The sequence below is a fragment of the Dictyobacter aurantiacus genome (assembly GCF_003967515.1).
Lineage (GTDB): Bacteria > Chloroflexota > Ktedonobacteria > Ktedonobacterales > Ktedonobacteraceae > Dictyobacter > Dictyobacter aurantiacus.
In genome coordinates, this window is the sequence record NZ_BIFQ01000002.1 from 1,587,002 (window position 1) to 1,603,862 (window position 16,861).

Annotated in this window: 11 protein-coding genes and 1 pseudogene; 3 read left to right on the forward strand and 9 right to left on the reverse strand. The window is 50.2% G+C overall.

Annotation, left to right across the window (positions count from 1 at the left end):
• Positions 1–10 precede the first annotated feature (10 nt).
• Positions 11–985, forward strand: coding sequence for a gamma-glutamyl-gamma-aminobutyrate hydrolase family protein (locus tag KTT_RS31185; RefSeq protein WP_126601572.1), 975 nt, complete (start codon positions 11–13; stop codon positions 983–985).
• Between the two features lie 114 nt (positions 986–1,099).
• Here the strand turns inward: KTT_RS31185 and KTT_RS31190 are convergent, their stop codons facing one another.
• Positions 1,100–2,317, reverse strand: a complete 1,218-nt coding sequence (locus KTT_RS31190) for a hypothetical protein (protein ID WP_126601573.1) — start codon at positions 2,315–2,317, stop codon at positions 1,100–1,102.
• 231 nt (positions 2,318–2,548) lie between these two features.
• The gene (locus tag KTT_RS31195; RefSeq protein ID WP_126601574.1) at positions 2,549–3,367 is read right to left on the reverse strand and encodes a nucleotidyltransferase domain-containing protein; all 819 of its coding nucleotides are present in this window, start codon (positions 3,365–3,367) and stop codon (positions 2,549–2,551) included.
• Between the two features lie 147 nt (positions 3,368–3,514).
• Between KTT_RS31195 and KTT_RS31200 the strand changes: the two genes are divergently transcribed.
• Positions 3,515–4,642 (forward strand): hypothetical protein, encoded by a 1,128-nt coding sequence (locus tag KTT_RS31200; RefSeq protein ID WP_126601575.1) that lies wholly within the window; start codon positions 3,515–3,517, stop codon positions 4,640–4,642.
• A gap of 281 nt (positions 4,643–4,923) precedes the next feature.
• Here KTT_RS31200 and KTT_RS31205 read toward each other — a convergent pair whose 3' ends face one another.
• The 7 genes and pseudogenes from KTT_RS31205 to KTT_RS31235 form a co-directional block, all read right to left on the reverse strand.
• A complete protein-coding gene (locus tag KTT_RS31205; protein WP_126601576.1) occupies positions 4,924–5,505 on the reverse strand; it encodes a hypothetical protein in 582 nt (193 codons plus the stop codon).
• 240 nt (positions 5,506–5,745) lie between these two features.
• A complete protein-coding gene (locus KTT_RS31210) occupies positions 5,746–7,557 on the reverse strand; it encodes a hypothetical protein (RefSeq protein ID WP_126601577.1) in 1,812 nt (603 codons plus the stop codon).
• Between the two features lie 282 nt (positions 7,558–7,839).
• A complete protein-coding gene (gene rpoC, locus KTT_RS31215) occupies positions 7,840–11,343 on the reverse strand; it encodes a DNA-directed RNA polymerase subunit beta' (RefSeq protein WP_126601578.1) in 3,504 nt (1,167 codons plus the stop codon).
• Positions 11,340–12,161 carry a hypothetical protein gene (locus KTT_RS31220; protein WP_126601579.1) on the reverse strand — a complete coding sequence of 274 codons (822 nt, stop codon included), beginning with the start codon at positions 12,159–12,161 and terminating at the stop codon, positions 11,340–11,342. Before KTT_RS31220 ends, rpoC begins: the two co-directional genes overlap by 4 nt.
• 643 nt (positions 12,162–12,804) lie before the next feature.
• Positions 12,805–14,001: a hypothetical protein gene (locus tag KTT_RS31225; protein ID WP_126601580.1), complete on the reverse strand. Its 1,197-nt coding sequence runs from the start codon at positions 13,999–14,001 to the stop codon at positions 12,805–12,807.
• Between the two features lie 169 nt (positions 14,002–14,170).
• Positions 14,171–14,521 (reverse strand): annotated as a pseudogene (locus KTT_RS31230) (DUF2690 domain-containing protein); the annotation flags it as partial.
• A gap of 239 nt (positions 14,522–14,760) precedes the next feature.
• Complete coding sequence (locus KTT_RS31235) at positions 14,761–15,096, reverse strand: hypothetical protein (RefSeq protein ID WP_126601582.1); 336 nt, start codon at positions 15,094–15,096, stop codon at positions 14,761–14,763.
• A gap of 260 nt (positions 15,097–15,356) precedes the next feature.
• On the opposite strand from KTT_RS31235, the gene KTT_RS31240 reads away from it, so the two are divergent.
• Positions 15,357–16,493, forward strand: a complete 1,137-nt coding sequence (locus KTT_RS31240; RefSeq protein WP_126601583.1) for an RNA-guided endonuclease InsQ/TnpB family protein — start codon at positions 15,357–15,359, stop codon at positions 16,491–16,493.
• Positions 16,494–16,861: the final 368 nt, after the last annotated feature.

Sequence of the window (16,861 nt, forward strand, 5' to 3'; positions counted from 1 at the left end):
GTGAAAGGATATGATGATGACGACCAATTCCAGATCAACCGTTTCTGTACAGGAGATGGCAGAGACGCATGATGGATCACAGGAACAATCGCGTGATGTGTGGAGTGTGGAAGGCGCATCAGCGTATCAACCTATTATCGGTATTCCGATTCTCGTCAAGCAAGAGAGTCAAGGACCTGTGCTCATGGCGGATGCGGTTGGGGTCTGGGCTGTCGAACGCATGCGAGCACGGGTGTTTCTGATTCCACTGTGGCCATTCCCAACGCATACACATACCTACCAATCGCTCTGGTCGTTGATGCAGTCCATAGATGGCTTGTTGCTTCCGGCGGGTATACAGGGAACTGACTGGTACACTGTCTGGAAAGCTGATGAACATGAGCCTGGCTCTGAAAGTTGGCCCATTGCGTGGGAGATGGCATTGGCACAACTGGCGACCTACATGGGCATGCCGGTGCTCGCGATCGCCGATGGTGCGGAAAAGTGGAATTGTGCGTTGGGTGGGACGCGAAGAGAATCTCCTGGAGAGAGCGAGCCGATGACTACACTACCGCCAGAGAACTGGACCCGTCATACGATTCGTGTCCGTGCACAGAGCGCGCTGGCGTCTGTTCTGCAACCAGCCATTCGTTCGCAGGATGGCGAGCAGGAGCCCTGGGAACTGGCATGTATGCCACAACAGGGGATAGAGCATTTGGCTCCCGGGCTGCGCTCCTGTGCGAAGACTGAAGATGGATGGATGGTTGCTTTTGAGCGCAGCGATGGAGTCTTTGGCCTGGGCATACTTGGGCGACTTGATTGGGGGCTTGATCAGAAGTATGGAACAGCCGTGTTTGAGGCCTTTCTTCAGGCTTGTCGAACTTTTGACGATGCGCGACGCCAGCAAGAGGGTTGGCAGTCTATGCGCGATGAGCTTTGTTCCAGAATCTCTACCCTCGTCGCACAGAACCTGCCTCTTCTCTCCAATAGACACCAACTCACATGATGCTAAGCTTCCTGTCATTGGCCTCATTGTATGGTGTGCCCTGTTCTTCTATGTGGGTACGCCATACAATGAGGCCAAGTTGCTTTCCATGAAGGAACAAAACAGAGTTCTTGTTTAAATGGAGGGATCGATCGCGATAGCTGGCAGGGTATTGGTATCAAGCTCATAGGTATCGACTAGCCAGCCGGTGCCTCCCATTGGGGCGTTGGAGCCCTGTCTCTGTGGCAAGATTCGTACTAAGATCACCGCCATATGATGGATAAGCGGTTGACCGGTAGCAGGGTCGGTTTGGAGTTGTTCTATGCGTTTGCCGCTGGCTGGATCGATCTTCGATTGAAGCAGTTCAAATGTAACAGAGATCCAGGCAAATGTGTGTTGCTTTCCCAGCACCTGGACGACCTGAAAGTGAACGAGAGTTGGCTGAGCATTGACTACCTGCTGAATGATTTTGCCAGCCTGGATTTTATTGTAGAGCGTATTGTTGATCATGCGCACGTCATTATGGACAAAGCGGAATTGTCCTCCTGGCGTGAGTAGGAATGTTGAGCCGGTGAGCGTTCCACTATGGTGTGCTGGAGTTCCGATGTTACGGTAGTCGTAGCTCATCTCTCGATCGGTAAAGGTGGTGCCCGTACGGAGCGCTTCTAGCGCATCTCCTAACGTGAGACCTGCGTTTGTCCATCCAAACTGGTTGAGGCGTTGTGGTGATGGAAGTGTTCCTGCAGGTGAATTGTCAGGCCCTTGTGTTCCTTGTGGTGATGGAGCAGGCGCAGGAGTTGCTGGTGGTGCTGATGGATGCGTTGGTGTTGCTTTTTGTGCTGGTGGCCGTTGTGTGGGCTTTGATACTGCTGTTGAGGACGTTCCTCTTGTCGTTGGTGTGTGCGTACTTGTGACGTGTATCGCTTCTGGAGGAGGAGTCGACTGAGCAAACACGAATAAGCTGGCACCAATGATGGTAATGAGAACAACGCCTCCGATGAGAACGACTTTGAGCAACTGAAACGACCCCCAGCGTTTTTTCCCTGGTGATGTCGTTGCTGGCGGTGGCGTGCTGGTTGCTCCCTGCTGATGTGTCTGTATTGTTGCCATGGTTGGCATTGCTCCGGAAGGCTGGAATGGGAGCACAAATGGCGAACTCTGATCTGCCTGGTCGTCTTGCTCATCCACCTGAGGCAAATGGAGATCAAGATCATCTTCCTGCGTATAGAACAGCGATTGCTTCCCTGAGGGGGGCGTTTTTTCTTCCTGCGGCGGTTGTTGGGATCCAGACATCGACGGTATCGGCGTGAAAACAGTGTGATCTTGTGCGTTTTCTGGTGGTGTTTGTTGCATCGTAGCTCCTTCTTTCTCCAGGATATATGGCGTTTCCATGGTGGAGATCAGGCGACACGCGATTCTGGCGTATCTGCCCTCAGCTTTTTGTTTTCATAGATAAGTCTACTGAGCAGAGCGCAGAAGTGAGGATGCAGATGATGGGTAGTGGTGGAGTAGGCGGCTGTTAGGGAGGTGTAGGGTAGCGAGCGGTAGGGTCCAGTGCCTTTCAAGTTGTTTGCTCGCATAGATCTAGGGAACCTTTTTTGGCAGCGCATGATCAATTATGGTGAGTAATGTATTTATAGTATCCTGGTGTTCTGGTTGAATATGCTCCATGAGTCTGAATACTGTTTCTTGATAGAGGCGAATGGCTGCAATTCCTCTTTGCCTTATGAAAGGTGAGCAAGGGAATACTCCTGCTGCTTCCATATAATATCGTGTCCAGTTTGATTGGAGACCCAATACCTCTTGAACCTGTTGGAGGTAGTGATCGCCTTTGGCAAGAATGCCTCCTTGTACGCCGACAGCTTCCATCACTGCCGGAAGAATATGGAGGCAGATGCGTTCGACAAGCATTGTCGTGTCGTTTCTCTGGATGGCTCCCAAAGTTCTGAGTATAATTTCTGATAACTCGACAAGTATTTTGCTTGCATACACATCTGCATCTGCTTGCAGAGGATCCCATGTCCAATGAGATACTTCATCCTGGAATGCACGAAACGTTCCCTCTTTGTCGAGGAGGATGTGAGCATCTCGAATGGTCGATACCCGGAAAATAGCTTCTTGTGGAATGCGTAGCCATTCCCGATAAATAGAGAGTGGACGGCTCGAAAGATTGAGGAGAGAGTTTTCATACCAGACGAATTGTTTTTGTTGAGGTCGTTCAGGTGTCTCGCGCGTGATCCTGACGATGTCAATATCGCTATACGGAGGATGTGCATCTCCACGTGCATAGCTGCCATGAAGAATAATCGCTGTAACCGTTTCATCGTCGATGTCAGCAACCAGTCTTTGCAAAAATGCATCAGAGAGATATGAGGCTGCAGATGCCATTGTTGAACCTTTCATAGCAAAATAGAACTTTCTAAGAATTATATACTACTTTATGATGGAGGTTGCTTCTTGATAGATGCAACAAAGTTGCTCATGTCGTCTCTTTCAATCGTTTCTGCGGCAGAGATATATGCGTGAGATTCACTCGTGTACGGAGGAAATGTGGCTTCACAACGCATCTTATTTATTGGTTTGGGTGATCTTGGCTCCCACATGTTTGACTTGCTTGTTCGCACTCGCGGACACCATTCATTCCTTGTCGGGGGAAGAAACCTGGACTATCTCCAGCAGCGCACAAATCTCTCCCTTTTGTCCGCTGTACAACTTGGCTACGAGCCAGGCGTTGCCTGCACGTATCTTGATCTAGAGCATAGAGAGCAAACGGCAGAAACCATCGCAGCTTTTCAACCAGATATCATTGTATGTGCTGCAACACTTCAAAAAAAAGACGTATTTCAGGATCTCCCCGATTCTGTGTCAAAGCGTTTGCTGTCAGCCCAACTTGGTCCTCGACTTCCCTGGCATCTTGCATTGATGTATACGTTGATGCAATCGGTAAGCATGTCAGGACAGAGGGTTCAGGTGCTCAATGCGATCTATCCTGATGTAGTCAATCCTATTCTAGCCAAAGTTGGTTTGGCACCGACAACGGGTGTTGGCGATCTGGCGAATAATGTTCCTGCGCTTCGGCAAGTGGTATCTGGTCTGCTCAATGTGCCACGTGAACAGGTTGATGTGCGCCTGATTATGTCTCGGTATGTGAGCTATTGGATGTCGCGTATCCCACTGAAGGATGTTCCGTTCTCGTTATCTATTGCCATCAATGGAGTGAATAAAACCGACACAATTGACCAGGCGGCAGTTTTTCAACAACTCAGATCGACGCTCAGGCGAATTGGCGGTAGTATTGGCAACATCATGACCGCAGCTTCAGCAGCTGTCATTTTCGACGGAATCGTCAATGATACTGGGATTATTACTCACGCTCCTGGCCCGAATGGATTACCTGGAGGATATCCTGTCTATGTAGATGGATGTGGGGTAAACGTTATTCTTCCCGAGAAGATGTCGTTGCAGGCTGCTATTGATATCAACGAAGCAGGACTTATGCTTGATGGCATCGAACATATAGACGAGGATGGAACAGTTGTATTTGCGGAACGAGAAATGTCCATCTTCCGTGAGGTTTTGGGATATGATTGTAGACGCATGCCGCTGTGCGAAGTAGATGATTGGGCCAAAGAACTACAAGTCAAATATCAGAAGTTAGCGCTCCATTCTCAAAAATAATCCCTAAGTTCAGGTAGGCATCATCTTCAATGGATGTTGTGGAAGAGACGATTGCAAAGGTATTTGCGATGGTTGATGTGTGTTTTCGCTAGATACTGAAAGTTCTGATCTGCATGCGCTGACCTTTGCTCTGCTGGAGTTGCGCGACACTGATTAAATGCACATAAGACAGGGATACAGGTTCCATTTTGTTTGCCACATATCCCGCCTTATGGAGCCTGTGATGGCCCCGCTTTCATGGATAAAAAGAGATGTCTACTGGCCACGAAAGCGGAGCATGTTCAGAGTGAAGTCGACAGTGTTTGCGCAGCCTCTTGAGCATGTTGCAAGGATGCAAAACCATCGAGGTCTTGCTGAGAAGCGAACACAAAGTAGCCATAGCGATCCTGGACCGGTAGTCGATATACCTCATGAGGGGCAATGCAGCTGCCGCAGGGCAGAGGGCGTTCTGCAGGAATCTGGGTCATCAGGTAATAGCGTTTGGTGTCACTATGCTGGACAATAGCACATCGTGGCTCCTGTTCAATGATCTCAACAAATTGGAGCCAGTACGTTGCTTGCCAATGGCCTGGTTTACAGGCATTTCTGTTATTTCCTGAAACATAGGAATGGTAGAGCACCCACGATTTTTTTTGAGGGGCACACATATCCTGCAGCAGTGACATTTCTTGAGAATCCTCATGCTTTTCTGAGTGCCCTGCAAGGAGATCGATGCTCTTCATTACCTGTTCCATGTGATCGTGAATACGCTCCCTCTGTTTCTTCGGTGCATTCTTCCAGTGCCACCACCCTCCAATGGTTGCTGAACCTGCAATAATGATGAAAAATGGACGATAGTAGTTTGGCTTGCTGTGTAAAGACATCGGTTTTTTCCTTTCGCTCCTGCAATGAAGTTGTTTTCTGTCAGGGCAAGACATTGAACGTATCAATGTTGTTGTGCATACGGCATTTCTGCGAGCTATACCGTACTTCGACATACCCTTGATAGTGAGTTTATGTTGCTTGGGTGGAGAGCCGTAGGGGAGCGGCAGGGTACCAGTGAGAGAGGAGAGGGGCAGCTTGACGCGGGGTTTTATTTTAGCCCGTCGCAAGCCACCGACCTGTTAATGGGTGCTGTGAGGCGTGCTCATGCTTTTGTTTGTGACCTCTTTGGATCTGGCTTGAACGTGCCCCTGTTGCTGGGTTGAGCGTTGAAATGAGAAGCGATAGGCATTAGTGGTCTTTTTGGCTTCGGCCACATCGTTTTCGGTGTCCTTGTCTGGCTTCCAGGTGCCTTCGCTGAGGGTTGACATGCGTTCTTTGAATGCGAGATAGACCTGGTCGATCATGTCAGGATTGCCAAGCATGCCCAGCTCGACGACACAGCGCCGCATGGCACGAGCAGCCCTGATGACGCGCTCGCCGTCTTTGCCAGCTCGATAAGCGAACTTTACTTTTTGGTCCCAGCGCGTGTTGATCGAATACATAGCATAGTCATAGAACAGTTGCGCTGCCCTGCCAATATGGTGCCTGCGTTGCTCTTCGTTGTGTTCTATGGAAAGGTTGTTGTCGAAGACGTTTCTGCCCAGGGCGCTTTCATGGTTGGCCATGATCAGTAGCGCATCCAGGTACTTGTCGCGGTAGAGGGTCACAGGCTCTTTAACCCAGGAGCCAAATTCTTCTGGAAATTTCTCCAGCAGCGATTGGATGAGATCACCTGGATAGGCACCGATGAGGTTTTGGCAGGCGTGTATGACCCAGTCCGGCATGGTGCCATCAAGCTTTTCATCCAGCAGCCCTTCTTTGCGTGCAACTTTGATCGGATTGTAGTGTTCTTCAATCTTATCAAGGTCAATGACTCGACAGGATGGGTGAAGCGAGTAAAATCCAGACTCGTTGCTGAAGAAATCAATGTCACCTGTGACAGGATGGCCATTCTTTTCCAATTCTTTGACGGCACGATCTAAATCCTGACGAAGGTAGCGTTTGGCCGCGTCAAAGACCTCTCCCAGTTGATCGGCATTCATATCGCGCCGTTTTCCACGGGCGATTGCATAGGTCAGGACTTTATCGCGGTCGACGGCATTTCCTCTTCGCCAGGCGATGTAGGCAAGTTGAATCAGGCGGATCGCGTGCTCTCCCTTGCGCAGCTTGACTTCTACCTGCGTTCCGTCATCTGCCTGTATCCAGCAGCGCATCTGTTTGAGGAGTGTCAATGTAACTGGTGTGGGCGTCGAAGTAGACTGTTTGAGTATCTGTGGAGAAAATACTGGTTGCGCTTCCTTTGGTTCCTCTGTGCGCTGTAGTTCTTTCTGCTGTTCTTCTGCATGCTGTAGTTCTTCCTGCTGTGCAGGCGCGCTCAGGGGTTGTGGTGGCAAGGCCTGCTCTGGCGAGGGAGTTCCTGTATGCTCATCATGCTCGCTGTTCGTTTCTTCTTCTGTGTGATTGACGTTCTCAGACCAGTCAGGGTTTGTCATGGGCAATGGTGTTGTTGGAAGGGTGTCCCACTGCCAGGGATCGGTTGGATCCAGTTGAAAGAGTGGAGGGACCGCTACACGTTTTTGTCTGATCCATGCTTCTGGGTGGCGTGTGTGCGGTGTGACGAATTGTGCTTCTATAGAGTGAGGGAGTTGATGAGTGGTATCTGAAGACGGCGTGGCGAGGAGCGTATGTTCTGTGTTCTTGCGTGAGAAGAAAAACTGCTCGCCTAGTGACAGAAGCACCCAGATCCACCCGCCTGTGAGGAGGAAACTGAATAGCGGTGAAAGGAGCCTGGCGATGATGGCTGTGCGCACTGGCAGCGAAAAGTGAGAGAACTGACCAAGCAGTGGTATTGTTGGGAGAGAGAGCCGAACCGTGAAGACAACAGCCATAAAGAGTCCGACCATTCCTGCAATCATCAGAGAGGTTCGAGCATGCATGCTGTCTTGAGGCATGTCTATGATTCCTTTCACTGAGAGGGGCATATCTATCGGTGTATTTCTTGAGTAGAGCACTATATGGATGGTCCCTATTGAAATTCATTCTTTTGTGGTACAGGTTTATTGATCATAACTATACTTTCCTATATGTTACACTGGGGTTTTTGGATAGTCTGTAAAATACATCACAGTGTGATGCAATAGATGAGAGTAGAAGAAGTGTCATTGTTTGCTGGACACGACAAGAATGTTTGTTTGTTGTCGTATTTCTGAGCTTTATTTACCCAGGTGTTCGTTTCAGCTCAATCCAGGAAGCTTTTTCCCAACGATGAGCCTTTCTTTGAAGCCGACCAGGTGATCTTGCTGGTGGAAAATAACGGCGCGAGCAAGGACACGGCTCATATCCTGGAACGATGCGGCAGCAATCCAGCTCTGTGTCTGTAAAACGGTAGTGGTTAACCCCAGGAGTTGTGGTTGCGCTCTTACTGGACTACCTCCCTGGGAGAGGATATCGGCAACACACTGTTGGAAGGTAAAGCGATCGATGAGGGAGCCCGGGAGAAGATGCGTGTCGCCTGCATCGGTGACGCGGACATAGCGCATCATTTGCCTGAGAATAACCTCGAAGTGCTTATCATGCACGATGGCTCCAGTTCCACGATAGATCTTTTGTATTTCCTGGATCAAGTAGCGTTGGGTCATGTCCGATCCCAGCACCTGAAAAATGTCCTGGGGATGAAGTGGGCCTTCGGCCAGGGGCGTTCCTGGTACAACATGTTGCCCCTCCATCACAGTGAGCTTTCGCTTCAGCGGGATACGGGTGCTCCATTCCTCTTGCTCTCCGTGTGGTGATACGAAGTGAAGGAGATAGTCGCCTGTTCCTGCATCTGTGGCTATTGTCGCCACGATGCCATGTCGCTCCGCTATTGGCGCGGCTTGCGCTGGCATATGGACTTCAAAGAGGTCATCGACCCGAGGGAGGCCCAGCGTAATGTCGGCTGCATTGTTGGCAATCCCACCCGAATGAAAGGTTCTCATGGTGAGTTGCGTGCCAGGCTCTCCAATCGCCTGCCCCGCCAGAATACCAACGGCAACGCCTTTTTGAACGAGTGTGCCTGTCGCCAGATCAGACCCATAACACTGCTGACAGATGCCATATGTTGCCTGGCACGTAAGAGGTGTACGGACGAAGACGTGCTCGACGCCAGTGGCGAGAAGTTCATCAACGAGTGTTTTGTTCAGCAGGGTACCTGCGGCGACATGCCCTGTGTGTTCCGCCAGCACTCGCCCCATGATGGTGCTGCGCATATCTGGCAGCCCGTTCCGGCGACACGTATCGTTGCTGATGAGCAGGCCATCCGTGGTGCGGCAGTCTTCCTGGGTGATGATGACGTCCATCCCGGCTTCGACCAGGCGTCGCGTCAGATAGCCAGACATGGCCGTATTGAGACTTCGATCCATAAATCCTTTGCGTGCACCCGATGCCGCGATAAAAATCTCCCAGACAAGCAGGCCATGCAGGTAATTGGAGAGAACCGGGATCGGTAGGACCTTTCCTGAAGGGCTTGCCATCAGTCCACGGATGCCGCTCAGCTGCCGTATCTGCTGAAACTTGGCCTTGGTTGCGCCTGACTTCACGATGGTCATGATCGTGCCAAATGGATCAAGGGCATCGCTTACTTTTCCGCTGATCTCATCAGTAATAGCGGTCCAGGTGGCAATGACGTGGCGGTACCATTCATCATAGGTGACCTCGCCGGCATGGTGGCGAGCATCTATCTCTGCGACCTGTGTGCGCCCGTGATCAATCAACGTTTCTCGCTCTGGTGGGGTGGTGATATCACTGAGTGCAAAGCTGATGCCGCTCCTGGTGGCATAGTGAAAACCGATCCGTTTCATGTCATCAAGCAGACGCGCGGTTTGTTCTTCCCCGCACTGTGAAAGACATTCGGCAACCAGTGCTTTCAAGGTTTCCTTTGTCTGAGGATAATTGCGGTACCCGCATGGCTCAGGAAGCATGTCATTGAAGAGCAGGCGTCCGACGGTCGTTTCAACGCGTCCACGTGCTGGATGTTCGGGGTTTGCAGGAGGAGGGGCCATATACACAGGGATATCACCCATGCGTATGATGATGGGGGTATGCAGATCGATATACCCAGCCTCGTGTGCGAGCAGTGCCTCATTGCGATCGGTGAAGAGACGTCCAGCTTTTTTGGGAGTCGGTCGCTCTTCTGTGAGATAGAAGCAGCCAAGGACGATATCCTGACTCGGGGTGATGACAGGATCACCGGAGGCGGGATGGCGCACATTGCGGGTTGAGAGCAGCAGACGGCGTGCCTCTTGTTGCGCTCTTTGGGAGAGTGGAACGTGCACGGCCATCTGATCACCATCGAAATCGGCATTAAATGCTGCGCATACCAGTGGATGCAGTTGAATGGCTTTTCCCTCAACGAGCCGTGGTTGAAAGGTTTGAATGCTCAGGCGATGTAGCGTCGGCGCACGGTTGAGTAGCACCAGACGTTCGAAGAGCACTTCATCGAGTACATCCCACATCTGCGTGTTCCGGCGTTCAACCATGCGTTTGGCCGTTTTTGGGCTGGAGGCATAGTGATGATCCAGGAGTTTTCCAATCAGAAAGGGCTTGAAAAGTTCACAGGCCATTTCTTTTGGCAGACCACATTCATGCAGCTGGAGTTGTGGTCCTGCCACAATCACCGAACGGCCAGAATAATCCACCCGCTTTCCGAGCAAGTTGCGGCGGAATCGACCCTCTTTTCCCTGTAACACATCGGTGAGACTCTTCAATGGCCTGTGACGAGCATCGGTCACCTTTTTTTTTGCATGGGCGTTATCGAAGAGCGCCTGGCAGGCTTCCTGGAGGAGACGGCGTTCGTTATTTAATAGCGTGTCCGGTGCGTTGTGTTCCAGGAAGTGCTTCAAACGGTTATTGCGATGCAGAACGCGACGGTAGAGGTCGTTCAAATCCGAAGAGGCTATGCGTCCCCCATCCAGGACAAGAATCGGTCGGAGTTCAGGCGGAAGAACTGGAATAGCGGTAAGAATCATCCATTCTGGTCGTTGTTTGGATCTGCGAAACGCCTCAACGACATGCAGACGCCGGATCGCTTTCTTCGTATTGATCCCCGCTGTAGTTATCTCTGTGTGAAGTTGTGTTGCCAGGGCATCCAGGTCAAGCGTGCGTAAGAGATCAAGCATCGCTTCGGCGCCTGTTTTTGCCTCAAAGGCACCTGGGAACAGGGAGGATAAGGTATGATATTGCTCCACATTGAGCAGATCACCAACCGTGAGTGTCTGCAGGTGCTGGTATGCTTCCGCCTCCTCTGGATCCTGCGTGTCTGAGATATGATGGTGCTCATGGCTGCGCTGCGTTTCATTAATGTGGAGGACGATAGAGCGCTGATACCCCAGGAGCGCTGTGACTTGCCAGGGTGAGAGGTTCAGCAGGAGGCCAATGGTACGCTTATACCAGGGATGCACGATGGGTGCTGCGAGATCAATATGCCCCATCCGTTCTCTGCGAACAGTTGCCGGCGCCAGCTCCACGCCACAGGTGCGACACACGAGGCCAGCCTGACGCCTGTATTGATATTTTCCACATGCGCAGGACCAATCACGTGTGGGGCCAAAGATGCGTTCGCAGAAGAGACCATCTTTGACCGGCTGTTGTGTGCGATAGTTGATGGTGTCCGGTTTGGTGACCTCACCATGGCTCCAACGATGGATATCTTCGGGGCTGGCCAGGCCGATGCGCAGTGCAGCGATCGTATTGGCATTTCTCATGGTTTCTCCCCTTTCCGCATCGAGATGCACGCATTGTCATTTCCTGAGCAGGGATGTGTCTGAACAGCGAGGTGAGGGTGGTTCCATCTCTGGTGTGGTTGGAAGGGAGAGGAGATAATGCTGATTTTTCGTGCGATCGCCTGTGTTGTGAGGGCGGCAACGATGGCGCGTGCTGTTCGCAGTCGTTGTTCTTCCTTGCCTGAGGCATAATACCAGAGCGCTGTATAATAGGGCGTTCCATCATCGGTGTTGTGGGCGAGCTGCTCACATATATGCATCACAACCTGTTCATCGGTTCCTACCAGGCGGATCATCACATGAATAGCGATTCGTTGGCCCGAGTCTGTGAGTAGCTCTGCTGTTGGGAGCAAAGACTCGCGGGGCTTTGTTGCAGCCTCCTTGAGTTGTTGCCGACTTCGCCATGTTGCCTGTGGATACTGCTCGGTAAGCAGAAGGCGAATTGCATTGCTCGCTGAGAGGAATGGGAGCACATGACGACCAGGACGTTTCCACGGCGCAGTTGAACCAAGCATACGTACGCCCTTTTTGGTGAGCCATATCCAGCCTGGTTGACCCTGCTCAATCTGCTCCAGATTGAGCAGGCCTTCTCGTTGGAGATGCTCGATACGGTTATGGATACTGCTTTTTGAAGGGAATGGACGATGCCCTTGTGATCCTCCCTCGCATGCCGTGATGAAACACATCATCTGATCGATTCTGATCGCTCGTTGCTGCAGTACGAGTGTTAATATAGATGCATTCCGGGGATCCGGATGTCTCAGTTGCTTTTCTTCCAGTGATTGGTTCGGGGTGATCATAGAAGCATAACCTCCTGTACATGGGCGAGTTGCCCTCTGCCTGTGCATGTCTCCAGATGCCTCGCTGATTGGTAGGTTCGTTGCTGTCAGGGATTGCTGATCATCCAGCGTTGCGATCTGGATCACGAACGTGTTCCACTTTTTCCCTCACCACCAGCATAGAAAATCCGTCCTCTGAGAACAGGGGCAGATAATATACCAGTAGAGAGGCAACAGAGAGGTAGGGTGTGGATGGAGGAGTTAGATGAGAGGGATCTCGTGTATAGCATAAGGGGCAGAATGGAAATACATCGCTCGAATGAGCAAGCTATCTTATGCACCAGGAGTAGGAGCAGGCCGCTATCCGCTGGTGAGGGGGGCTGTTACCTTGTTCGTACTGGATGAGAAACGCACTCTTGGATGGCTTGCCTATGGCTGCACGGTGTTGCCATGCGCATCTGCGCCTGTGGATTTCTCCATCTGGGACAAGGAGTGTTCCCAGATGGCTATGGTGTTTCATGAGGCACGGGCGCATGCTCTGTGTCTTGTTCTGGCATGGCCTCTAGCTCGAGATCTGCGAAATACTGCTGGAGGAGTGGGTGCGTAAATCGATATTCCCCATTCCTCAAAAGGAACAATACAATGCACGGCTTTGACGCATACCCTAGAATGGGGATTCAAAGGTTAATCCCTTCGATTGATATGTCCCAATGCCAAAATATGAGCCATCAGGCAGCATGCTCTCTGCAAGGTTGCCTTGATCGATGCTAGATATTTCTGGATGGTATGCATGAGTTTCAGGAAACTCACCATATCTAAGAATCTGTTGTAATATGTCTTGATCTGCTGCTTGATAAAACCAAACATCATTAGCCCCTAGAGGAATATCGCTTGGTTGCCACCGCACTCCTACTAACGTTCGATTTTGTCTTTGCCATAGCATCCTCTCATCAAAACGAAAGTTTTGTAATTCAAAATCCCTGTGGATTCCTTTTATTAAAGATTGTGCTCTTAAAACAAATTCTTCTGCAATCTGGGATAAACCTGAAAATAGCGCTATCCCGGCATAATGATAATATTTACTTGCTGTGAAATATTCATTTGGTAAATTGCTTAAGTTTTCGTTCGGTGTTGGATCTATAATTTCAATTAACCCTCGTCGAATCTGTGTTTGACCTTTCTTTTTTGAATTTACAGATGGAGTTTTACTCTGACAAGCAGCTTGAACAATAATGCCTAGCTTGATTACTTGAGTATGTGTAAGTGTTTTTCCTGATTCCAACACTACAGTATTTTGGCTTGATTGTTTTTTTGCATAAATGCTTCTTCGTGCATTATTGCGACTTTCATTGCTTGTCACACCTTTCGCTTCTATTTGTAGTAGACCTTGATTGTTTGGAAGTAATGTTGCGTAGTCTAGAGCTTTAGTACCTTGAACGCGTATTGGATTGAGATTGTCAAAATTTATATTAAACATATCCGAAATTGCTAACAGAGTTAATCCAACCCCAAAATCATGACTGAAACCCGAAGCAAAATCACCCATAATCTTCCGTATTTCTAGGTCTGGATGCCTCGGATTTAACGCTAAATATAACCCCCCTGTAATCAGGAGACTTCGTTTAATAAATCGAGATATACTCCCTGGATACCCAAGTTTCTTTACTGCTGTAGCATGAAGGAGGGTGACGAGGGAAAAGGGATATCCTGGTGCGGGAGTAGCATATCTGTTATGAAAAGAATGCACAGGATTATAAATTGGGTCTGGAGGAATATTGTAAGGTGCTTTTTTACCTAAGCCTATTTGAATGTGCCGAGAGCGCTGTAAGGCATCTGTGTTAAATGTAAAAGTTACTTGCATATTTCATTTTCTTATCAATATTGGATTTTATAGCATGCATTGTAAGATTGGAATTAATAAATATCAATGAAATAGTACTTTAAAATATCCTATAAAACAACAAGGGCAAAACACGGTGGTGCTTCTTTTCGAAAAGAAGCACCACCGGAAAATGATTAAGTTATTTTTGTTAAGAGGGCAATGTTGGGAGGGTCACGGTGAGCCCTGCACCACCTGCTTGATCAGGTGGTACTCTATTGATGCTGACCGTTCCTTTAATTTCGGAGACGCGGCTCAGATTGGAAACAAAAACCATGTCCGTGAATGCTACAGGGCCCGGTGATGCCTGGCTGGCACGCGCTCCGATGGTGATGCTGACGGGTTGGTGGGTGTCTGGTGAAGTGAGAATTCTTCCCCATTCACTATGGCAGGTTGGCGAATATCTCCGCTGGAGAGTTGCTAACATCTGCCCCTGACCATCAGGGATTTCGTGGAATGCGATGGTCTGTGCGTCTTGGTAGCATCCCTGTATCATGGGATCCTGGTTGGTATAGTGTGGTGCTGTGGGATCGGATGCACAGAGCCCCTGGAATTGGCCAGGCTATCGTTCCTGCTGCGTGAGCAGAGGGCGCGAGCAGCATATCAGGGATGCTGCCTATCAGCAACAATACGACTATAATGGGTAGCATCTTGATGGCCATGCGGATGTGAAGAACTGACAGCTGTGTTGTTCCCATGGTGCTCATAGTGTAAGTACCTTTCGATTATCTCTGTGCTTTGCTAGACGGGGATCGTTATGGGTTGTGTTTGGCCTTTGAGGAAAAAAGCGCCTGCCCAGTTCGTTGGGCGAACGTTCGGGAGTGTAAAAACCATATCCGTGATGGCACTGGTTTGCCTTCCATCTGCGAGGACTATGCGTTTGACGTCTTCTACTCGGCCGTTCTGAAAAGAAATAACCGCATCTATCGCTGCTACCTGCTGCTGCGCACTGGCATAGGCAAGTGTACTGATCCAATAGGTCTTGCAGATCGCCGAATGCAAGAAACTGACGCCGCCAATCAGCTCATTTTGGGCTGTGAAGACGGATTGGAGTTCAATGATGTGACTGTCTTGCATACATCCTTGTGTGACAGGGTGGAAACTAGTTTTAAATTTTGTAGCCATTTCTCGTCTTTTGATGGCCTTTATCCTTGATGTTATGGGGTACATGGGGTACAATGACTCCATGGAAAAAGAGCGGGTTACCACGAAAATATGGCGGCATTCTTTACACAAACTCAAAATTGCTGCCGCTACGAATAATGTGTCTATGATTGATCTGTTAGAACGTCTCATCGACCAGGAGTACGAAAAAACGAAAGGGAGGGACCCCGGACATGCAGGTGATACGCGGATACAAGACCGAGCTGGACCTGAATAACGCGCAAAAAACCGCGTGTTTGCAGCATGCCGGAGCCTCTCGATTTACGTATAACTGGGGGTTGAAGCGGTATGAGGAAGAGTACAAAGCGGGCCGGAAAGCGCCAAGCGCAATGAGCCTGCATAAAGAACTCAATGCCTTGAAACAGACCCATTTTCCCTGGATGTATACCGTCTCCAAGTGCGCGCCGCAAGAGGCATTGCGCAACCTGGAGAAGGCATTCAAACAGTTCTTCGGGAAGGTAAAACTCAAGGCCCAGGGCACATATCGGGGGAAGCTCGGGTATCCTCGATGGAAGAGCAAGAAGAGAGGCATTGGCTCTTTTCGCTTGACGGGAGCGATCCACGTCTTTGAGGACCGTATTCAGCTTCCACGCCTCGGTACATTACGACTGCACGAGCACGGGTATATCCCAACAAACGCCAAGGTGTTATCGGCAACCGTCTCTGAGCAAGCAGGCCGCTGGTTTGTGAGCGTGCAGGTCGAGGAATACGGTTCGGACCCGGTTCTGGCCACTGGCCCCGCTCTTGGGATTGATCTAGGGGTTAAGGCTATGGCGACTGCCTCTGACGGCACGATCATCGCCAACCCGAAAGCCCTGCGTTCCAACCTGAAAAAGCTGAGACGGGCATCACGCCAGCATTCTCGGAAACAAAAAGGCAGCAAAAATAGAGCAAGGGCGACCCGTAAGCTTGCTCGTTTGCATGCCCATATAGGCAATATTCGCAAGGATGCACTCCATAAAGCGACCTCGCAGTTGGTGATGAAAACCAAGTCATCAAGTGAGAGGCCCGCTGTGATTGTGCTAGAGGACCTCAACGTCTCGGGAATGCTCAAAAATAGAAGATTGAGCCGCGCCATTGCCGATGTTGGCTTCTACGAATTTCGCCGTCAAATGCTCTATAAAGCCGAGCAGACGGGTTGCAAGGTGGTCCTGGTTTCTCGCTGGGAGCCATCAAGCAAGACCTGTTCAGGGTGCAAAGCGGTCCGAGAAGAACTTGATTTACGTGAGCGAACCTTTTTGTGCCACGCCTGCGGCCTGGTCTTAGACCGAGATTTGAACGCGGCGTATAATCTGGCTGCGTTAGCATGACCTGAGGAGTACCCTGAGTTACAGGGGATTTAAAGCTTGTGGACAGGACGGCTCTGGCTGGGTAGAAATACCCGGTGAAACTGCCCTGGTCGAAGCAAGAACAAGACAGCAAATGTAGCTTGTCTATGTTTGTCTAAGTTCTTGATAACGGTTCTGCTGTTCACATACTGCCTGCTGCGTTCCATGGGTTGATGCGCACGTGATCGCTGCATGAGCACGGGAGAACAATGAAACGTCGGAGACATGCAACAGCTGGCTTCCAAAGAACACAAGCAGAGTGGTGAGGCAGGCAATCACAAGCAGGAGAATCATATGGGCAGGCTGTGTACGTTTTCTTCGTGGTGTGATAATCATTCGTTTCATTTCCC